Below are 21,332 nucleotides of genomic sequence, written 5' to 3'. Positions count from 1 at the left end.
GCCCCTATTCTCGCCCGAGGTCGCGGTGGATCGTGCGGACCGCGAAGCCCGAATCCCGCAGCTGACGCGAGATTTCCTCGCTCATCGCGACCGAGCGGTGCTTGCCGCCGGTGCAGCCGACCGCGATCGTGACATAGGGCTTGAGTTCGTTTTGATAACCGTCGAGAACCGGGGTCAACGTGCCCACGTAGCTCGTCGCAAATTCCTTGGCGCCGGGAAGGCCGAGGACGTAATCGGAGACTTCCTTATCTCGGCCGGTGAGGTGGCGCAGCTCGCTCACCCAGTACGGGTTTGCTAAAAACCTCATGTCGACGACGTGATCGGCGTCGAGGGGCAGTCCATATTTGAACCCAAAGGACATCACGGTGATGTGCAACGGCCGTTCGGCATCGTCGGAGGCGACGACTTCGCGCATCTTGTGGGCCAGATCGTGGACGGATAGCTCCGTTGTATCGATGACGACGTCGGCGCGATTGCGCATTTGCTCCAGGACGATCCGCTCATTTTCGATGCCGTCCATGATGCGGCCGGGGCCCTGCAACGGGTGGGGACGTCGGACGGTTTCGAACCGTCGCACAAGTTCGGCATCGGAGGCATCGAGGAAGATGATGCGGTAGTCGATCGAGTTGCGGCGGAGTTCGTCCAGCACATTGACGAGCTCGGCGAAGAACTCGCCAGAGCGAACGTCAACGACGGCGGCGAGACGGTGAATGCCGTCCCCGGAGCGCATCATGACGGCGAGCGGCATGAGCATGCGGGGCGGCAGGTTATCGATCACATACCAGTCGAGATCTTCCAATGCCGCTGCGGCGCGGGTGCGTCCAGCGCCCGACATGCCCGAGATAATGAGGATCTCGGGACGCTCGGAGCGTGGCAGCTCCGTTTCTTCGTCAAGGACAGGGATACCATGCGGAACCGTGGGCGGAGGCGTGGAGCTCATGGCTTCAGTTTCTCATGAGGGACGCCCCGCTGGGGCGTGTCAGCTCGAGGTTGTGTGATCGGATGCCTGGCTGTCAGCTGGCGGTGGGGCCAGGGCAGCAGCAATCGCGGCGGCAAGTGCCGGTCCTACGCCGTCGACCTCCTGGAGTTCGGCCAGGCTTGCGGCTCGGATGGCTTTGACTGAGCCGAAGTGCTTGAGCAGCGCGGCTTGGCGGGAGGGGCCGAGCCCAGGGATATTATCGAGCGCAGATCGGGTCATGGCGCCGGAGCGGCGCTTGCGGTGGAAAGAGATCGCGAACCGGTGAGATTCATCGCGCAGGTGTTGCAACAGATAGAGCGCTGCCGAGGTGCGCGGCAGGATGAGGGGGAAGTTCTCCCCTGGAATCCAGACCTCTTCGAGACGCTTGGCGAGCCCAATGATGGGGATGTCGACCCCCAGCTCGTCCAAGGTGCGCTGGGCCGCGTTAACCTGCGGGAGCCCGCCGTCGACCACCACCAGTTGGGGTCGGTAGGCGAAACGTTGTGGCCGTCCCGTCTCCGGGTCAACGGCACCTGAGGTCGGAATGTCATCGGTTGGCTCACCGTCGTTTTCGGTCGGTGACTGCTCCCCTATCGTCGCGGCGAGTCGGGAGAACCTGCGCCGCAGCACTTCGCTCATCGCTGCGGTGTCATCCGCGGCACCATCGCCGTTCTCACCGCGAATAATGAAGTGGCGGTAGTCCGCCTTGCGCGGGAGGGCGTCCTCGAAAACGACCATCGACGCGACCTGGTTGGTGCCCTGGGTATGGGAGACGTCGAAACATTCGATCCGTAAGGGTGCCTCGATCAGGTCGAGATTATCTTGCAGTTCTTCCAGCGCTGCCGAGCGCGCAGTCAGGTCACCGGCCCGCTTGGTGCGGTGGAGTTTCAGTGCGGCTTCTGCATTGGCGTGGACGGTTTCCATCAGGGTGCGCTTGGCGCCACGCTCAGGCACACGTAGCCGCACTTTGGCGCCACGCAACTCCCCCAGCCAGCGTGTCATCGTTGCTGAATCGGTGGGAAGAACCGGCACGAGGATTTCTGGTGGGATGGCGTCGATTGACAGGTGGTCGATGTCATCGACACTGCGCTTTGTACGGCGTGGGCGCAGCGATACATCAGCGCGTTCGCCATACATCTGGGTCAGGAGTCGTTCGATGAGTTCCTCCGGGGAGGCCTCATCGATACGGTCCGTAACCCAGCCGCGGTGACCACGCACGCGACCGGCACGTACGTAGAACACTTGGACCGCGGCCTCAAGTTCATCGACTTCTAGGGCGTAGACATCGGCATCGACGTTTTCTGCCAGGACGAGCGTGTTTTTCTCCGCAACGGCGGCAAGAGCCGTGAGATCGTCGCGTCGGGCTGCGGCCTTTTCAAACTCCTCGGCCGCAGCAGCTTCGAGCATCTCGGCGTGCAGCCGCTCCGTGATGCCCTGAGTTCGTCCGGCCATGAAGTCACACAGGGAGTCGACAAGGGCACGGTGGTCGTCGGGGCTGATGCGCCCAACGCAGGGTGCCGAACACTTGTCGATATAACCGAGCAGACAGGGCCTCCCGCTCGCTGCGGCTCGGCGGTACACGCCAGCGGTGCACGTGCGAACAGGAAAGACTCTCAACAGCATGTCGAGGGTTTCCCGGACGGCCCATACCTTCGTGTAGGGACCGAAATAGCGAGTACCGCGCCGCTTCGCCTGCCGCGTGACATAGACCCGCGGAATGTGCTCGCTGAGCGACACAGCGAGATATGGATAGGACTTATCGTCGCGGTACATGACGTTGAACCGCGGCTCGAACTCCTTAATCCACGCGTACTCGAGAGTGAGTGCCTCGATCTCGCTGGTGACGACGGTCCATTTAACGGCGCTCGCCGAATAGACCATCGTGCGGATGCGCGGGTTTAGACCGCTCGGGTCTTGGAAATAGCTGGAGAGACGTGCCCGCAGGTTCTTCGCCTTGCCCACGTACAGCACCCGCCCGTCGGCATCGGAAAACCGGTAGACGCCGGGCGAAGTCGGAATATGGCTTGGTTTCGGGCGATAGGTTGCGGGATCGGGCACCCGTCAAGCCTATGACAGCTGCTCGACTATTGCGGAGGCATACCGTAGAAGTCCTCCGGCGGCGGAAGCTGCGGACAGGCCGCTTCCGCACGGTCATCGCCAACGATGAGCGAGGACGGTGGCCACCTGTCGCGGCATCCATCCTCGCGCGTTATCGAGGAGCTCTCAGGGTGAGAACCCCTAGAGAATCTCCTTCAGGTACTGACCGGTGTAGGACGTCTTCACCTTGGCGACGTCCTCAGGTGTTCCTTCGGCAATGACTTGGCCGCCACCATCTCCGCCCTCCGGACCCATGTCAATCACCCAGTCGGCGTTCTTAATGACGTCGAGATTGTGCTCGATGACGATGACCGTGTTGCCTTTATCGACGAGGGACTGGAGCACGAGGAGCAGCTTGCGGATGTCCTCGAAGTGGAGGCCCGTGGTTGGCTCGTCGAGCACATAGATCGAGCGGCCGTTGGAGCGTCGGTGCAACTCGGATGCGAGCTTGACGCGCTGCGCCTCGCCGCCCGACAGGGTCGGCGCGGATTGCCCTAGCCGGACGTAACCAAGCCCGACGTCCGTGAGCGTCGTGAGATGACGCGCGATCGCGGGAACATTGGCGAAGAAATCCGCAGCCTCACTGATCGGCATATCGAGGACTTCGGCCACGTTCTTTCCCTTGAACCGAATCTCCAAGGTTTCGCGGTTATAGCGCGCTCCATTACAGACTTCGCACGGGACGTAGACATCGGGCAAGAAGTTCATTTCGATCTTGATCGTGCCGTCACCACTGCAGGCTTCACAGCGCCCACCCTTGACGTTGAACGAGAACCGGCCCGGTCCGTAGCCACGGACCTGAGCTTCAGGGGTTTGGGCGAAGAGTTTACGGACGTGGTCCCACACTCCCGTGTATGTCGCAGGGTTCGAGCGCGGTGTCCGGCCAATGGGTGACTGATCGACGTGGACGACCTTATCGAGATGCTCCACCCCAGTGACCCGAGTGTGGCGACCCGCAGGCGTCCGATTCTTGTTCAATTCCCGGGCAAGGACGCGGTACAAAATGGAGTTGACCAGTGTTGACTTGCCGGAACCGGAGACACCTGTGACCGCGATGAGTGTCGACAGCGGGAACGAGACGGTGACGTCCTTCAGGTTATTCTCGCGCGCACCGGTGACCGTGAGCTCGCGTTCGGGATCGACCTCGCGACGCTTGGTCGGGGTTTCAATGGCTCGCCTCCCGGCAAGATAGTCCCCTGTGACGGACTCCTTGGCCTTCAGCAGGCCGGCGTAGGTTCCCGAGTGGACGATGCGACCGCCATGTTCGCCAGCACCCGGACCGATGTCCACGACCCAATCGGCGGTGCGGATGGTGTCTTCGTCATGTTCGACAACGATGAGAGTGTTGCCGAGATCGCGCAACCGCGTCAGGGTATCGATGAGCTTGCGATTATCACGCTGATGCAACCCGATCGAGGGCTCGTCGAGGACGTAGAGGACGCCGACCAGGCCGGAGCCAATCTGAGTAGCCAGACGGATACGCTGGGCCTCACCGCCGGAGAGCGTGCCGGCCGAACGCGAGAGCGTCAGGTATGTCAAGCCAACGTCGACGAGGAAGCCGAGGCGGGCGTTGATCTCCTTGAGAACCTGCCCGGCAATAGCCGCTTCCCTGCCAGTGAGGTCGAGGGTCGCAAGGAAGTCCCGCGCATTTTCGATCGACATTCCCGTCACATCGGCGATCGATTTCCCACCGATCGTGACGGCGAGGACTTCGGGTTTCAAGCGGGCGCCACCGCAGGTCGGGCACGGGACTTCGCGCATGTAACCCTCGTAGCGTTCACGGGAGTTCTCCGACTCGGTTTCCGCGTGTTTACGCTCAATGAAGGTCACCACGCCCTCAAATCCCGTGGAGTACTGCCGCTCGCGACCCCACCGGTTGCGATAGCGCACGTGGACCTTGTGATTGCGACCGTAGAGCAGCGCCTGCTGGACCTTCTTCGGCAGATCACGCCACGGCGTATCAACCGAGAATCCCATGTCATCGCCGAGTGCTCGCATCAGCCTAAGGTGGTATTCGCTCGAGCCGCGCATCCACGGCGTAATAGCGCCGCCTTCGAGGCTCAGTTCCGGATCTGGGATGACAAGCTCGGGATCGACTTCCAGTCGCGAGCCGATACCGGTGCAGTCCGGGCAAGCACCGTAGGGGGCGTTGAACGAGAACGTCCGTGGTTCGATTTCCTCCAGAGTAAGGACGTGATCGTTAGGGCAGGCGCGCTTTTCGCTGAATCGCCGACGACGCTCCGGGTCCGCCTCATCTCGGTCAACAAAATCAGCAACGACCAGGCCATCGGCGAGTTCGAGCGCCGTTTCGATTGAGTCCGTCAGGCGATTCTTGATACTCGGCTTAGCCGCGAGACGATCGATCACTACATCGATGTCGTGCTTGAGTTTCTTTTCTAGCGTCGGGGGCGCATCCAGGCGGATGGCCTCACCATCAACGATGGCGCGCGCGAACCCGCGCGATTGCAGTTCGCGGAAGAGCTCGGAGTATTCACCCTTACGACCGCGGATGACGGGCGCAAGGATCTGAAAGCGTGTCCCCTCGTCCTCTGCCAGCAGCCGGTCAACGATCTGCTGTGGGGTCTGCGCGACGATTCGCTCACCGCACTGGGGACAGTGTTGGATGCCCGCCCGGGCGAAGAGGAGACGGAGGTAGTCGTATACCTCGGTGATGGTGCCAACCGTCGAGCGCGGATTGCGGCTCGTTGATTTCTGATCGATCGAAACCGCGGGCGAGAGTCCCTCAATGAAGTCAACATCGGGTTTGTCCATTTGCCCGAGGAACTGGCGAGCATAGCTCGACAATGACTCGACGTAGCGTCGCTGGCCTTCGGCGAAGATCGTATCGAAGGCGAGGGAGGATTTTCCCGAGCCGGACAATCCGGTAAAGACGATGAGTTCGTCGCGAGGCAGGTCGAGATCGACGCCGGTGAGATTATGTTCCCGGGCGCCCTGAACAATAAGCCGATCACTCACCCCTTGATCGTAGGCGCACCATCGCCATTTCGCACACGTGTTCTATGCGAGAGTCGCCACACGAGGATTGCGCCGACGACACCGACGCCGATCACCAGGCCCCAGCCTTGCCACGGCGGGAGATCCAGAGCTGCGAATCTCCGCAGCGGCGGAATCGCCAAAATCGCTAACACGGCAGCGACCATGGCGGCGAGGAGACCTGCCCGCCACGTCGGCCTGCCTGCGCTCGTTGTCAGTGGTTGGCAGAACAGCCCAAGCAGCGTGAGTGCGATGATCAGTGTGGTGAGCATCGTTGCGGCAAAGGCCTGCTCGCGCGTCAGCGCGAAGGGTGGGTCCAAGGCCAGGCCCTGCACCACCAGCACTGCGACCGCAATAACTGCCCCCGCCGGGGCGGCGAGGCTGACGACGCGCCTGAGGAACCCTGGTCGGTAGCGGCGCGTATTTGGGGCGAGCGCGAGGACGAACGCAGGAATCCCGATCGACACCGAACCAATGATCGTCAGGTGCCGCGGCAAGAACGGATAGGTAAAGGCGAGGCCCGACGTCGCTACCGCGAGCAGGATCGCATACATCGTTTTCGTTAAGAACAGCGCGGAGACGCGTTCCATATTGGCCATGACTCGCCTGCCCTCGGCCAGGACGTGCGGCAGTACGGAAAACTTACCGGACAGCAGGACGAGTCGGGCCACGGCCTTTGTCGCGCGGGCGCCGTTGTCGATCGCGATGCCGAGGTCGGCTTCCTTCAGCGCCAGCGAGTCGTTCACGCCATCGCCCGTCATTCCGACCACGTGCTCTTCGGATTGCAGCGCCACGACGATGTCCCGCTTCTGCTCCGGCGTCACGCGTCCGAGGACGTCAACGTCCTTCAGGGCAGCAGCCAGCTCAGCCCGTTCCGCGTCCGTGGGGGTTTCCCCCGCGGGATACGGTAGCGAGCGCGCATCCCGCACCCGCGGGTGGCGATCGGCGATCCCGACGTTCGCGGCCACCGCACCGGCCGTGGCCGGGTGGTCACCCGAGATGACGAGCAGCCTGATCCCCTGCTCCGTGAGGTAGGCGAAGGTCTCATGCGCATCGGGACGCAGTTCCTCACCGATGACAATAAGCGCCCGCAGCTGGAAGTCTGGCCGAGCGGCCCCCGCAGACTCGTGCGCGGCGGCGCTGGCAAAGGCGACGACGCGGTAACCCTCGGCCGCGATGCCCCGTGCCCGAGCCACCTCATCGCCTGCCAACAGCACGTCGGGCGCGCCCAGCGCATAGGTCGTCTCCCCCACCCGGATGGAACCAAATTTCCGGGTGGAATCAAATGCGGCGTAATCACATGTCGGTAGGTCGTCTTGCTCCGGCAACGTGCGGACATAATCGTCGAGCGCCTCCGCCGTCGCGTTGCCGCGGTCGGCACACAGGGCAGCAAGCGCGCTGCGTTCGGCAGTATCGAGCGGTTTCCCGTCATCGTCGAGATACCGCACCGCCATGGCGCCGGTCGTCAGCGTGCCGGTCTTATCAAGGCATAAGGTATCGACTCGAGCAAGAACTTCGACGGCCGGCAGCTCCTGAACAATCGCGCCGCGGCGTGCCAGCTTCGCGCCGGCGACGGCGAAGTTCATTGAGGTAAGCAATACGAGACCCTGGGGAATCATCCCGACGACGGCAGCGACCCCGAGCACCACAGCGGGCTTCCACTGGCCCGAATCGATCGCTTCGCCCACGCTGCCGTGCGCCCGCAGTTGGGAGAACATGACGAGCAGCGCCAGCGGCACGATGATCCACGACAGCCGCGTCAGAATGTAGTCGATGCCATCGGCGAGTTCGGAGCGCACCTTGCGGTAGCTACGTACCTGCGCAGCCAGCTGATTCGCATAGGAATCGGGGCCGATGCGATGTGCCTCAATCAGCGCACTTCCAGCAACGACGGCTGAGCCCGAGAGCACCTTGTCCCCGGTGTGCTTATACAGTTCGTCGGACTCCCCTGTCAGAATCGACTCATCAACCCGCAGATTCTCGGTGTGCGCGACCCGCCCATCGACGGGAATCTGATCACCCAGTTTGACCTCGACGAGGTCGCCAAGGACGATATCTTGCGCGGGAATTGTGACACCCGCACCATCTCGGATCACGCGGGCGGTGGGAGCGTCCAGGATCGCAACGTTATCGAGCACTCGCTTGGCTCGAATCTCGGCGATCGTGCCGATCGCAGTGTTGACGATGAGGACGACACCGAAGACGGCATCCTGCCACTGCCCCACGAGCAGCACAATGACGACGGCCACCGCGAGGATCGCGTTAAAAACCGTAAAGATATTCGACCGGAGGATCTCGCCTGTCGTGCGGCCATGCGGCGTCGCCGCCCGGTTCGTGTGACCGGCTTGAATCTGGGCGGAGACCTCGGCACCGGTCAGCCCGGACAGGACTGACACGCCCCCTGTGCTGGTGTTCATGCCCTTAGCTTAGGTCCCGCGCCCACTGGCGGCCCGCCGTGAGGACGGCCACAATAGGCACATGGTCATAGTGGAGAGCACCGAAGTCACCATCACGCGACTCGTGGTCGGTTCGATGGACAACAACGTCTACCTCGTGCGCGATACCGAGTCCGGTCGCGTCATCATTATCGACGCCGCCGACGATGTCGAGGCAATCGTCGATGCCTGCCAGGACGATTTCGGCAACGTCCGCGTCGAACGCATCATCACCACCCATCGGCACGCCGATCACATCAAGGCGCTCGGCGCCGTCGCCGCCCGCACGGCCTCCAAAGCATTTGCTGGCGTTAACGACGCCCAAGCGATCCAGGACGCGACCGGAGTTGTCCAGCATCCGCTTGCCGATGGCGACCAGATCCGCCACGGCCGCGTCATCATGGACGTCATCGAGCTCGTGGGGCACACCGAGGGCGGCATCGCCCTCATCCTCAAGCCGCTCACTCACCCACCGGTCGTGATCTCCGGGGACTCGCTGTTTCCTGGTGGCGTTGGCAAGACAAACTCACGGGAGGATTTCGACCGGCTGCTCGCCGATGTCGAGGCCAAGATTTTCGCGAAGCTCCCCGATGAGGCAGTCGTGCTGCCCGGTCACGGCGATGCGACGACGCTTGGCGCCGAACGCGGTAGCATTCCAGCCTGGCGCGAACGCGGCTGGTAGCGACTCAGCTCTCGTCGGGCCACCACAGGTGGTGGCGGCGCCGGCGCCGCACGATGCGCATGCTCGCTTCGATCGCGAGCACGGCGACGGCGAGCCAGATCAGGCCATAGGTCGGTAACTCTGCGGGCTCGATCGATTCCCCGAGCAACGTAAAAGCGACGATGACGAGCAGGACCGGTTCGAGGTAGCTCAGCAGCCCGAACAGCGCGAACGGCAGCCAGATCTGGGCCCCGGTGTAGATCGCCATCGCCCCTGCGGACAGCACTCCCAATCCCACGATGAAAGCGACGGCCTGCCAGCTTGCGACGGCACTCAGCGAGCCGGGATTTCCCACGATGATGATCGACAGCGGCACCATGAGCCCCATCTCGGCCCACAGCGCCGACGAGGACGCCATCGACGCAAGGCGCCGCAGGACGAAGTAGGCGGGATAGCCGATCGCGACGACAAGGGTCACCCACCCCAGCCCCCCGGAGCGCACGATCTCGTATCCGACGCCAAGCGCAGCGAGCCCGGTCGCGACGCCCTGGCCGCGGGTGATCGATTCGCGAAAACCCACACGGCCGATGACAATCATCACTAGCGGCATGAGGAAATAGCCGAGTGAGAGCTCTGCGGTGCGCCCGGCGCCCGGAGCCCAGGTAAAGAGCACCATCTGGGCGGTGAGCAGCGCCGCGTTGATCACGAGCACGGGGATGCGCCACCACGAGTGCGTCAACGTCGTGACGAACCGGACGATGCGCGGCCACCTGCCGGAGAGCACCATGGCGGCGGTTAGGGCGGGAAACGTGAGCAGCAGCCGCCAGCCAAAGATCTCCCAGCCGCCAAGAAAACTAGCAAGGAGGTCGGAGTAGAAGGCGAGGACGCCAAACAGGACCGAGGCGCCAATTGACGCCATGACGCCCCGCGAGAAGTGGGGCGAGGTCGACGCCGTCGCGGGGCTCACATCAGATCACCCCGCCCGCTCACTGCGCGGCCCTCATCTGACGCAGCTCCTTTTTCAGGTCCGAGATCTCATCGCGCAACCGCGCCGCGAGCTCGAACTGCAACTCGGCTGCGGCCCCGCGCATCTGCTCCGATAGGTCCTCGATGAGCGTGACAAGATCCCCTTCGGACTCGGTCACGACGCGTTCGCGGACCTTGGAGCCCGCCTTCTTTCGCTCCGCGGCGCTCGGCCCGCTGCCGGCTCCGCGATAGCCACCGGCGAGCAGCTCAGCCGTGTCAATGTCCTCGCGGGCGAGCATGTCGGTAACGTCGGCGATCTTCTTGCGCAGCGGCTGCGGGTCGATGCCGTGTTCGGTGTTGTAGGCGATCTGTTTGGCTCGGCGCCGCTCGGTTTCATCGATCGCGACCCGCATCGCCTCGGTAACCTTGTCGGCGTACATATGGACTTCACCGGTGACGTTACGAGCGGCGCGCCCGATCGTCTGGATGAGGGACTTGGCCGATCGCAAGAAGCCCTCTTTGTCGGCGTCCAGGATCGCGACGAGTGAGACCTCGGGCAGGTCGAGGCCCTCGCGCAGCAGGTTGATACCGACGAGAACATCGAACTGGCCAAGGCGCAGCTCACGCAGCAGCTCGACGCGGCGCAGCGTGTCGACATCCGAGTGCAGGTACTGGACCTTCACGCCCTTATCGAGCAGGTAGTCGGTGAGGTCCTCCGCCATCTTCTTCGTCAGGGTCGTCACGAGCACGCGCTCATCACGTTCGACGCGGGCCGTGATCTCACCGAGCAGATCGTCGATCTGCCCCTCGGTGGGCTTGACGACGACCTTCGGGTCGACCAGCCCGGTGGGGCGAATGATCTGTTCCACGACGCCGTCGGCCTGGCCGAGCTCGTAGTCACCGGGAGTAGCGGACATGTAGACGGTTTGGCCGATCCGCTCGAGGAACTCGTCCCAGCGCAGCGGGCGGTTATCGAGCGCGCTCGGCAGCCGGAAGCCATGGTCCACGAGGGTGCGCTTGCGCGAAGCATCGCCTTCGAACATTGCCCCGATCTGCGGGACCGTCACGTGCGACTCGTCGATGACGAGCAGGAAGTCCTCCGGGAAGTAGTCCAGTAGCGTGTGCGGCGCCGTGCCTGGACCACGGCCGTCGATATGGCGCGAGTAGTTCTCAATTCCGGCGCACGTACCGACCGTGCGCATCATTTCCAGGTCGTAGGTGGTGCGCATCCGCAGCCGCTGGGCTTCCAGCAGCTTGCCCTGCGTCTCAAGTTCGGCGAGCCGCTCGGCGAGCTCGGCCTCGATGTCCTTCATGGCGCGTTCCATGCGTTCCGGGCCCGCAACGTAGTGGGAGGCCGGGAAGAGGAAGACCTGCTCGGTTTCTGCCACGACGTCGCCCGTGAGCGGGTGCAGCGTCGCGAGGGCGTCGATCTCATCGCCGAACATCTCGATGCGGATCGCGAGTTCCTCGTAGACGGGGATGATCTCGATCGTGTCGCCGCGGACCCGGAAGGTGCCGCGTGTGAAGGCGAGATCGTTGCGGGTATATTGCATGCTGACGAATTGGCGCAGCAGATCGTCGCGATCGATCTGCATTCCCACGTGCAACGGCACCATTCGGTCGACGTACTCCTGCGGCGTACCAAGGCCATAGATGCACGAGACCGAGGCAACGACGACGACATCGCGGCGGGTCAACAGCGAGTTCGTGGCCGAGTGCCGCAGCCGCTCGACCTCGTCGTTGATCGATGAGTCCTTTTCGATATAGGTATCGGTCTGCGGGACGTAGGCCTCAGGCTGGTAGTAGTCGTAGTAGGAAACGAAATATTCGACCGCGTTATTAGGCAGCAGCTCGCGAAGTTCCGCGGCGAGCTGAGCGGCCAGCGTCTTATTCGGCGCCATGATGAGCGTCGGACGCTGGACCTGCTCGATCAACCACGCGGCCGTCGCCGACTTACCGGTGCCCGTCGCGCCGAGCAGGACCATGTCCTTCTCGCCCGCATTGATGCGCTCGGTGAGCTCTTTGATCGCGCTCGGCTGGTCGCCGGACGGCGTGAAGTCGGAGATAACCTCGAGCCGGTTGGGAGTGCGAACGATGTCGGAAACTGGGCGCATGCTCCCAGGGTAGTTGACGGCGCTGCTACCGGTCGGACAGGCTCGGGTTCTTCTTCTCTCGGCGTGATGCCATGAGCGAGGCCACCGTCGTAATTAGCAGTGCGCCGGCAATGACCCCGAGCGAGACGGAGATCGGTACGTGGGGTGCCCAGTCAAAGGGCTGGCCACCGTTGATGAAGGACAGCGAGTTCGTGTGCATTGCCTCGAAGATGAGCTTGACGCCGATGAAGCCGAGGATGAACGCGAGCCCGTAGGGCAGGTAGATGAGCCGATCAAGCAAGCCGCCAAGCAGGAAGTAGAGCTGACGCAGCCCCATGAGCGCGAACAGGTTGGTGGAAAAGACGACGAACGGGTCCTTCGTCAGACCGAAGATCGCGGGGATCGAGTCGAGAGCGAAAAGTAGGTCCGTGGAACCGAGCGCCAGGATGACGACGAGCATCGGGGTCCACAGCTTCTTGCCGTCGACAACCGTGCGCAGCTTCATGCCATCGTACTGATCGTGGATCGGTAGGACGCGGCGCAGCGCCCGGATCGCGAAGTTTTCCTTGTAGTCGCTCTCATCCTCGCCATGGGAGCGGATGAGGGAAATCGCGGTCCAGATGAGGAAGATGCCGAAGATGAAGAACACCCAGGAGAATCGCGAGATGACGGCGGCACCGATGAGGATCATGATGCCGCGCAAGACCAGCGCGATGATGATGCCAATCATCAGGACCTCCTGCTGACGGTTCGGCGGCACCTTAAAGCGCGACAGGATGATGACGAAAATGAAGAGGTTATCGACGCTCAGCGAGTACTCGGTGAGCCAACCAGCGTAAAACTCGGTGGCGACCTGGGCGTTGGCGACGAGGTAAAGCACGCCACCGAAGATCAGCGCGGCCGAGACGTAGATCGAGACCCAGATTGTGCATTCGCGCATCGTCGGGATGTGTGGACGGCGCACCACCCACAGGAGGTCGAAGATGATGACGGCGCACATGACGCCAAGCGCGATGGCCTCAAAAGTCCAAGATAAGTGTGCAGAACCCAAGGGGGAGCCTTTCGGTTGAGGGGACGGGAAACCGGGCGAGGTCTCTTCCGCCTGGTCTGGCTCCGGGTCCGAGCACGCTGCCTCGCGCGCTGTGATGACGGACTACCGGTCGCGGGAATACTCCCCTCGTCGGTCATCATAACGTGACTGGGCACTAAGCTCGCGCCACAACTCATCGACCGCGGTGAGCATCGCGTCACGTGGCAGCGTTGAGTCGATGACGTAGGTCGCAATGGCGCGCCGCTGCGCATCGCTTGCTTGGGCTCGGATGCGCGCGAGTGCGTCTTCTCGCGTCATCCCGCGCGTTGTCATGAGGCGGCCCAGGCGGGTTTCCTCATCGGCTTCGACGGTGATGATGACGTCGAAGAAACCTGCCATCGAGGATTCCGCGAGCAGGGGAACGTCGTGGACCGTAATGGCATCTGGCTGCGCGGCCGCATCTAGGTCGCGTGCCCGCTGGCGGATGAGGGGGTGAGTGATGTCGTTCAGATCCGCGCGCGCCTGCGGATCGGAAAAGACGAGTGCGGCAAGGGCCCCCCGGTCGAGATCTCCGCTAGCAGTGAGGACCTTGGGTCCGAATCGCTCAACAATGTACTCCAGGCCCTGACTTCCCGGTGCAACGACCTCACGCGCCAGCACGTCATAGTCGATGAGGATCGCGCCGCGGCGGACCAGGTGGGAGGCCACGGTCGATTTGCCGGCGGCGATTCCACCGGTCAGTCCGATACGTAGAGCGGGCATGCTAATCCGGCAGGGGCGCGTGGTGATCGTAGTTGGCTTCGCCAGCGCGCCAATAGCCAACGATCGATAGTTGGGGGCGCTCGGTGATGGTGCGCAGGTGGCGGCGCAGCTCGGCAAGCAGGCCAGCCTCTCCCCCAGCCCAGACGAAGGTCGTGGGGGCCACGGTGGTGATGGCGCGGGCCGCAGCAAGCAGGGATGCCGGATCCTCGTGCCACACGATGGCGGGGGCGCCCGGAGCCTCGGGATCGGCCGCCAGGGAAGGATCAGCCGCCCCGGGCAGGTAGTCGAGGTAGGCTCGGTCGCCGCCGCGGGCAATGACGTGTGCGGTGATGTCGAGCCCCGGACTCATCTCGATCCATCGCGCGATCGATGGCAGCGCCGTCTCGTCAGCGAACAACAGGAGTTCCTCGGCGCCATTAGGCACGAGCGCGGAGCCCCGCGGTCCAAGAATCCACGTCATTTGGCCGGGCCGGGCCCTGCGGGCCCAGGCGGTGGCGGGGCCCGGATCGTCGTGGTCGAAGAAATCTATCATGAGCTCGGGCGGGCGGATGGCGGTGGAGTAAAAGCGGGGCGTGTAGTCGCGCAGGATGCCGTCAAAGGGCCGCTCGAGTCGGCCATCGATGATCCGCGGCTCGGGTGCGGTGCCGGTGTCGTCCGGAATCACGAGTTTGAGGTGGTCGTGCGGCCCGAAGGACGCGAAATCCAGGAGGTCTGGCCCTTGGAATGTCACGCGAATCATGTTCGTCGTGATGCGTGAGACGGCCGCGACGGTGACGGGCCGGGCCCGAAAGTCGTGGCGTACTTTGTCCCGAGTAATCGGACTGCTGGAAAGAGGGATCGACACGTTCGCAGTCTATCGGTAACAGCGAACCGCCCGCCGCAGCCGAGTGGCTGGGCGGGCGGAACTGTGCAGCTATCGGGTCTTAGTGACCGGTGAGCTTCTCACGCAGCGCGGCAAGTGCCTCATCAGAGGCCAGGGTGCCGCCGGCATCGGCCGGAGCTGCGGTGTAGGAGGCCGGAGCCGGCACGGAGGTGTCGCCTTCAGCCGAAGCCTCAGCGTCGTCTTCCATCGCCTTGGCGACCTGAGCCTTGTGGGCTTCCCAGCGAGCCTGGGCCTGCGCGTACTGCGCTTCCCAAGCCTCGCGCTGGGCTTCGTAGCCTTCGAGCCATTCGTTGGTCTCGGGGTCGAAGCCCTCGGGGTACTTGTAGTTGCCCTGCTCGTCGTACTCCGCAGCCATGCCGTACAGCGACGGATCGAAGTCATCGGAGTTCGGGTCGACGCCCTCGTTGGCCTGCTTGAGCGACAGCGAGATGCGGCGGCGGTCCAGATCAATGTCGATGACCTTGACGAAGAGCTCATCGCCGACCTTCGCGACCTGCTCAGGCACCTCGACGTGGCGCACCGCCAGTTCGGAGATGTGCACGAGGCCCTCGATGCCGTCCTCGACGCGGACGAACGCACCGAAGGGAACGAGCTTGGTGACCTTACCCGGCACAACCTGGCCAATGGCGTGGGTGCGGGCGAACAGACGCCACGGATCTTCCTGGGTGGACTTCAGCGACAGGGAGACGCGCTCGCGATCCATGTCGACGTCGAGCACCTCGACGGTGACTTCCTGGCCGACCTCGACGATTTCGGTCGGGTGGTCGATGTGCTTCCAGGACAGTTCGGAGACGTGGACGAGGCCGTCGACGCCACCGAGATCCACGAACGCACCGAAGTTGACGATCGAGGAGACCACGCCCGAGCGGACCTGGCCCTTTTGCAGGGTCTGCAGGAAGTGGGAGCGAACCTCGGACTGGGTCTGCTCAAGCCACGCGCGGCGCGAGAGCACGACGTTGTTGCGGTTCTTGTCCAGTTCGATGATCTTGGCTTCGATCTCGCGGCCGATGTAGGGCTGCAGATCGCGCACGCGACGCATCTCGACGAGGGATGCGGGCAGGAAGCCACGCAGGCCGATGTCCAGGATCAGGCCGCCCTTGACGACCTCAATGACGGTACCGGTGACGACGCCGTTTTCTTCCTTGACCTTTTCGATCGTGCCCCAGGCACGCTCGTACTGAGCGCGCTTCTTGGACAGCAGCAGACGGCCTTCTTTGTCTTCCTTCTGGAGGACTAGGGCTTCGATCTTGTCGCCGACCTCAACGACCTCATCCGGGTCGATGTCGTGCTTGATCGAGAGTTCGCGGGAGAGGATGACACCTTCGGTCTTGTAGCCGATGTCGAGGAGAACCTCGTCGCGGTCGACCTTGACGACTGTGCCTTCGACGATATCCCCGTCATTGAAGTACTTGATGGTCTTATCGATCTCGGAAAGTAGTTCTTCTTCCGAGCCGATATCGTTAACAGCGACCTGGGGGGTCGAAGGGGTGGTGGAGGTGGTGGTCATTGAGTGATGACTCCGATACGGACAATTGTAGGTATTGGTGGACAATGTTGTGGCAACGCAGTCGTCGCCGTAGGCGAGTCTACTCACGGTGACGAAGTGTGGGCAACCAATTATGCCCAATAACGCCGATAAACGGATCACGTTTTGGCAACAATTCACCTAGCGTGTGCTGTATGGAGTCTCAATCCGGCTATCGCGAGATCGCCCCAGGAACCAAATTCAGTCACGAGTACTGGGATCAGGGAGCGCCCGAGTATGCTCGCGAGAATCTCGAACACTTAACCATCGACCGACTGATCTGGGGGCCGGAGGGATGGGATGAGGCTGAGGTTCGCTGGCTCGGTGACCCGAGCACGCTCGCCGGCAGGCAGGTTATTGAGATCGGGTGCGGGCTCGGCCAGGGCACCCGCTACCTTTCCTCGCTCGGAGCGAAGGCCGTCGGTATCGATGTGGCGGCAGGGATGATCCGGGAAGGGATCGAACTGGCCGCAAGAATCAAAGCGCCTGCTCCCCCGCTCATTGCCGCCGATGCGACGCAGCTGCCCTTTGCCGCGGATACGTTTGATCTGGCATTTTCTGCCTTCGGGGCCGTGGCATTCGTCTCGGATCTGGCGGCACTGTATTCGGAGGTCGCCCGAGTACTGAAGCCGGGATCGCGCTGGGTGTTTACTACGGCGCACCCGATGCGCTGGGTTTTTTCAGACGATCCAGCAGACGTGGCGGCCCCAGCGATGCGTCGCTCCTACTTTGATCGTCGTCCCTACGTCGAGATGCGAGGTGAGGTCGCCACCTACGCCGAGTTTCACCACACCCTGGAGGATCACGCGGCTGCCCTGGCAGCCGCGGGCTTCGTTATCGAGGACCTGAAGGAGCCGCGGTTTGCTCCCGATATCGAGACAACGTGGGCGGGATGGAGCAAGGAGCGTGCCGAGATGTTCCCCGGCACGCTCCTGATTTCCGCACAACTTCGTTAGTGACCGGCTTCCCGCCACGAGGGACCGATCCCGACGGAGACGTCGAGTGGCACATCAAGTTTTGCGGCGCCCGCCATGTGCTCACGCACCAGGGCTTCCACTCGCTTAAGCTCGCCCGGCGCGATCTCCAGGACGAGTTCATCGTGGACCTGCAACAGCATGCGAGAATCGAGCTTTTCTCTTTCAAGCGCATCCTCGATTGCAATCATCGCGATCTTGATGATGTCGGCGGCGCTGCCCTGGATGGGCGCATTCAATGCCGCGCGTTCGGCCATGTCGCGGCGCTGGCGGTTATCGCTCGTGAGATCGGGCAGGTAGCGGCGACGTCCGAACATCGTCTCGGTGTAGCCGGTACGCCGGGCCTGCTCGACGACTGTGCGCAGGTAGTCGCGCACACCGCCGAAGCGATCGAAGTAGTCGTCCATGAGAGCCTTGGCTTCGCCGACCTCGATGCCGAGCTGGCGGGAGAGCCCGAAGGAGGACAGTCCGTAAGCAAGTCCGTAGCTCATTGCTTTGACGCGGCTACGCATCTGGGCAGTGACCTCATCGATCGGCACATCAAAAACTCGCGCGCCGACGTAGTTGTGCAGGTCCTCGCCCTCTCGGAAGGCTTCGATGAGGCCAGCATCCTGGGACAGGTGGGCCATGATCCGCATTTCGATCTGGGAGTAGTCGACGGTCATGAGGGTCTCGTAGCCCTCGCCGACGACGAACGCTTCTCGGATGCGCAGTCCATCCTCGGACCGGGCGGGGATGTTTTGCAGGTTGGGGTCGGTCGAGGATAACCGCCCCGTGGCCGCGACCGTCTGTTGGAACGTCGTGTGGATCCGCCCGTCAGCGGCGCGAGCGCTGCGCAGGGTTTCCACGATCTGGCGGAGCTTGATGCGGTCCCGATGCGCGAGCAGTGCGGCCAGGAAAGGGTGCGCGGTCTTCTCGAAAAGATCCGATAGTGCTTCGGCGTCCGTGGTCCAGCCGGTCTTAGTGCGTTTCGTCTTCGGCATATCGAGGTCCTCAAAGAGGACCTTTTGCAGTTGCTTCGGGCTGGAAAGGTTGATCTCTTGGCCGATGGCGGCGTAGGCGTCATCGGCTGCCTGCTTGACGTCGGCATCCAGCTGATCGTAAAGCTCGTTGAAGACGGTCTCCGACACGGCGATGCCGGTGGCCTCCATGTCCTGCAGGATGCGCTGGACGGGAAGCTCGAGCTTCGTCATGAGGTGGGACAGCCCCCGGTCTTCCAGCGCGCCGGTCAACTGGACCTCAAGTTCGGCAACTGCGAGGGCCTGGCGAGCGAGCGTATCGATCGTGGCATCTGATTCGAGGTCGAAGGCAAGCTGGCCGGAGGCGGCCGCATCGGAGGCGACATCGCGATCAAGGTAGCGCTGGGCCAGATCGACAAGAGTGTGGCGGCGCTGATCCGGGTGAATGAGGTAGGCGGCGATATCCGTATCGAAGACGACCGACTTCAGGTCATAGCCGCGCTCGGTGAGGCGATGCCACATGGACTTCGCGTCGTGGGCGATTTTTGGCGCCGGCCCGGACAAAAACGCCGCAAGGACGGCATCCTCACCTGCGGGCAGGGCGGCAAGCTCGAGGACAAGAGCATGGGTGCGGGTGGCGAGCGCGAGGCGTTCGACATCCGTCGCGCCATCATCCAAGATGAGCGCAATGCGCTGCGCGTCCTCGCCTTCCGCATGGGCCTGCAGGAATGCGGCGAGGTCGCCATCGTCTGCCCACGGGGCAATATCGAAGGACAGCTCGGTGCTCTCGTCCTGGTCCGGTGCGGCCGAATCGGCGGGCAGCATGGCAAAGACGCGCTCGCGCAGGGTGGTGAACTCCAAGGCATCGAAGACGCCGTGAACTGCTTCCCGGTTCACGGGTTCGGTCACGAGGTCCGGCAGCGAGACCGCGAGGTCCATGTCGGTCAGGAGATGATTGAGCTTGCGATTGCGCAGGACGTTATCGATGTTGTCCCGGAAGGACTGGCCGGCCTTGCCGCCGATCTCATCGGCGCGAGCAATGATGTTCGTCAGGCCGTCGTACTGCGCGATCCACTTGGCAGCGGTCTTCGGGCCGACGCCTGGCACCCCGGGAAGGTTATCCGAGGTCTCCCCCACGAGCGCCGCGAGTTCTGGGTAGCGCGCGGGTGGCACACCGTACTTGTCTTCGACCGCCTGGGGGGTGAAACGAGTGAGCACGGAGACGCCCTTGGTTGGGTAGAGCACCGTGGTTGTCTCGGTCACCAGCTGGAGTGTGTCCCGGTCGCCCGAACAGATCAGGACTTCATCGAAGCTTTCGTCTTCGGCCTCTGTCTTCAAGGTGGCCACGATGTCGTCGGCTTCGAAGTCCGGCACCTCGAGGTGGCGGATCCGCAAGGCGTCGAGGACTTCCTTGATGAGCGGGATCTGGCTAGGGAACTCCTCGGGGGCTTTGTCCCTAGTTCCCTTGTACTCGGAGTATTCGCGGGTACGGAAGGTCTCGGAGCCGACATCGAAGGCGACTGCAATGTGGCTGGGCTTCTCCTCGGCGATGAGCTTGAGCAGCATTGAGATGAAGCCATGCACCGCGTTCGTGTGCTGGCCCGTCGACGTGGCAAAATTGTCGACAGGAAGGGCATAAAAGGCTCTAAAGGCCATCGAATGCCCGTCAATGAGGAGAAGTCTACGAATGTCGCTCATGCCCCCCAGCCTAGAGCCCCCCGCGGACGTGATCGACCTGGGAACACTCGCAGCCACCATGCAGATGCGTCTCGATGGCGTCGCTGTGGATCCCGAAAGCCAGCTGCGTTGTGTGATGAGCATGCCCGTTGCTGGAAACACCCAACCCTTTGGACTCCTGCACGGCGGCGCGAGCGCGGCTTTGGCGGAACAAGCGGGCTCGGTTGCGGCCTTCCTGGATTACCCGGGACGGCGACCTGTCGGCGTCGATCTATCCATCAAGCATCTGTCCGGGGCTCGCGAGGGCCGCGTCGCAGGCTATGTTTCGTTGCTCTCGGCTTCGTCTCGGCTCGCGACCTACCGCATCGAGATCCGCGCGGTTGAGCAGGACCGCGCTGACGGCGGCGCGCTCATCGCGCTCGCTCAGCTGAGCGTCGTCTTCACGGCATAAAACAGCGCCCCGCGGGCCGTGATGGCCAGCGGGGCGCGCAGCAGAAGCTAGGACTTCTTGGAGCCGATCTGTTCGATGACGGCGTCGGCAACCTCGCGCATCGTCAGGCGGCGATCCATCGAGGTCTTTTGGATCCAGCGGAAGGATTCCGGCTCGGTCAGGCCCATCTTGCTCATGAGCAGGCCCTTGGCACGGTCCACGCGCTTGCGGGTTTCGAACCGGTCGGTCAGGTCAGCAACCTCGGACTCCAGCGACTGAATCTCGTTGAAGCGCGAGACCGCGATCTCGATCGCGGGCAGCAGATCCGAGGGGTTGAACGGCTTAACGACGTAGGCCAGTGCGCCGGCGTCGCGGGCTCGCTCCACGAGCTCCGTTTGGGAGAACGCGGTGAGCATCACGACGGCGCAGATGCGGTCCTTCAGGATGCGCTCGGCGGCGGTAATGCCGTCCATCTCGGGCATCTTGATGTCCATGACGACGACGTCCGGCTCCAGCTCGTTTGCCAGTTCGACGGCCTTGGCGCCGTCACCCGCTTCGCCCACGACCTCGTAGCCCGCATCCGTCAGGGACTCGACAATGTCCAGGCGGATCAGCGGCTCGTCTTCGGCCACGACAACGCGGCGCGGCGTGCGCTTGTGCTGCTCGGTTTCACCCTGCACTTCGGCGACGTCGTCGAACTCAATCGTCGGAGTGTTACTATCCTCGTTCGTCTCGCTCATGTTCATTTCTTTCACGCGGTTCCCGGATTGGGTGCTCCCGGAGGGACTCGAACCCTCACGCCTCTCAGCGCTGCATTTTGAGTGCAGTGTGTCTACCGATTCCACCACAGGAGCTCGCTATCAGATTAGCCAGTTAACACTACCACCG

15 protein-coding genes and 1 tRNA gene are annotated in these 21,332 nt (G+C 63.1%); 3 read left to right on the top strand and 13 right to left on the bottom strand.

The window, feature by feature from the left end:
- Positions 1–4 precede the first annotated feature (4 nt).
- The 4 genes from rapZ to MUN85_RS06185 all read right to left on the bottom strand — a co-directional run bounded on the left by rapZ (position 5) and on the right by MUN85_RS06185 (position 8,466).
- Positions 5–940, bottom strand: a complete 936-nt coding sequence (rapZ, locus tag MUN85_RS06200; protein ID WP_250505883.1) for an RNase adapter RapZ — start codon at positions 938–940, stop codon at positions 5–7.
- A gap of 39 nt (positions 941–979) precedes the next feature.
- Positions 980–3,016, bottom strand: a complete 2,037-nt coding sequence (uvrC, locus tag MUN85_RS06195) for an excinuclease ABC subunit UvrC (RefSeq protein ID WP_250505882.1) — start codon at positions 3,014–3,016, stop codon at positions 980–982.
- A gap of 180 nt (positions 3,017–3,196) precedes the next feature.
- A complete protein-coding gene (gene uvrA / locus MUN85_RS06190; RefSeq protein ID WP_092564531.1) occupies positions 3,197–6,031 on the bottom strand; it encodes an excinuclease ABC subunit UvrA in 2,835 nt (944 codons plus the stop codon).
- Positions 6,028–8,466, bottom strand: a complete 2,439-nt coding sequence (locus MUN85_RS06185) for an HAD-IC family P-type ATPase (RefSeq protein ID WP_250505881.1) — start codon at positions 8,464–8,466, stop codon at positions 6,028–6,030. Before MUN85_RS06185 ends, uvrA begins: the two co-directional genes overlap by 4 nt.
- A gap of 61 nt (positions 8,467–8,527) precedes the next feature.
- Between MUN85_RS06185 and MUN85_RS06180 the strand changes: the two genes are divergently transcribed.
- Entirely contained in the window at positions 8,528–9,166 is a 639-nt protein-coding gene (locus MUN85_RS06180; RefSeq protein WP_092564535.1) for an MBL fold metallo-hydrolase, read from the top strand.
- A 4-nt stretch (positions 9,167–9,170) separates the two neighbouring features.
- Here the strand turns inward: MUN85_RS06180 and rarD are convergent, their stop codons facing one another.
- The 6 genes from rarD to rpsA all read right to left on the bottom strand — a co-directional run bounded on the left by rarD (position 9,171) and on the right by rpsA (position 16,386).
- On the bottom strand, positions 9,171–10,064 hold the full coding sequence (gene rarD / locus MUN85_RS06175) for an EamA family transporter RarD (protein WP_250505880.1): 894 nt from the start codon (positions 10,062–10,064) through the stop codon (positions 9,171–9,173).
- A gap of 67 nt (positions 10,065–10,131) precedes the next feature.
- Complete coding sequence (gene uvrB, locus MUN85_RS06170) at positions 10,132–12,225, bottom strand: excinuclease ABC subunit UvrB (protein WP_250505879.1); 2,094 nt, start codon at positions 12,223–12,225, stop codon at positions 10,132–10,134.
- Between the two features lie 25 nt (positions 12,226–12,250).
- Positions 12,251–13,255, bottom strand: a complete 1,005-nt coding sequence (locus MUN85_RS06165; protein WP_250505878.1) for a TerC family protein — start codon at positions 13,253–13,255, stop codon at positions 12,251–12,253.
- A gap of 102 nt (positions 13,256–13,357) precedes the next feature.
- The gene (gene coaE, locus MUN85_RS06160) at positions 13,358–13,996 is read right to left on the bottom strand and encodes a dephospho-CoA kinase (RefSeq protein WP_250505877.1); all 639 of its coding nucleotides are present in this window, start codon (positions 13,994–13,996) and stop codon (positions 13,358–13,360) included.
- A 1-nt stretch (position 13,997) separates the two neighbouring features.
- Positions 13,998–14,840: a siderophore-interacting protein gene (locus MUN85_RS12900; protein WP_250505876.1), complete on the bottom strand. Its 843-nt coding sequence runs from the start codon at positions 14,838–14,840 to the stop codon at positions 13,998–14,000.
- Positions 14,841–14,919: 79 nt separating this feature from the next.
- Entirely contained in the window at positions 14,920–16,386 is a 1,467-nt protein-coding gene (gene rpsA, locus MUN85_RS06150; RefSeq protein ID WP_250505875.1) for a 30S ribosomal protein S1, read from the bottom strand.
- Between the two features lie 173 nt (positions 16,387–16,559).
- On the opposite strand from rpsA, the gene MUN85_RS06145 reads away from it, so the two are divergent.
- Positions 16,560–17,360 (top strand): class I SAM-dependent methyltransferase, encoded by an 801-nt coding sequence (locus MUN85_RS06145; protein WP_250505874.1) that lies wholly within the window; start codon positions 16,560–16,562, stop codon positions 17,358–17,360.
- Here the strand turns inward: MUN85_RS06145 and polA are convergent.
- Entirely contained in the window at positions 17,357–20,035 is a 2,679-nt protein-coding gene (gene polA, locus MUN85_RS06140; protein WP_250505873.1) for a DNA polymerase I, read from the bottom strand. The two genes, MUN85_RS06145 and polA, sit on opposite strands and share 4 nt — an antisense overlap.
- Here polA and MUN85_RS06135 point away from each other — a divergent pair.
- Entirely contained in the window at positions 20,025–20,465 is a 441-nt protein-coding gene (locus MUN85_RS06135; protein ID WP_250505872.1) for a PaaI family thioesterase, read from the top strand. The two genes, polA and MUN85_RS06135, sit on opposite strands and share 11 nt — an antisense overlap.
- 47 nt (positions 20,466–20,512) lie before the next feature.
- Here MUN85_RS06135 and MUN85_RS06130 read toward each other — a convergent pair whose 3' ends face one another.
- Both MUN85_RS06130 and MUN85_RS06125 read right to left on the bottom strand, forming a co-directional pair.
- Positions 20,513–21,184: an ANTAR domain-containing response regulator gene (locus MUN85_RS06130; RefSeq protein WP_250505871.1), complete on the bottom strand. Its 672-nt coding sequence runs from the start codon at positions 21,182–21,184 to the stop codon at positions 20,513–20,515.
- 32 nt (positions 21,185–21,216) lie between these two features.
- Positions 21,217–21,298 (bottom strand) — tRNA-Leu (locus MUN85_RS06125).
- Between the last annotated feature and the right edge of the window lie 34 nt (positions 21,299–21,332).

The sequence above is a fragment of the Bowdeniella massiliensis genome, from assembly GCF_023634005.1.
Lineage (GTDB): Bacteria > Actinomycetota > Actinomycetes > Actinomycetales > Actinomycetaceae > Bowdeniella > Bowdeniella massiliensis.
The sequence above is the reverse complement of the archived record's forward strand: the minus strand, read 5'-3'. Positions and strand labels throughout refer to the sequence as shown.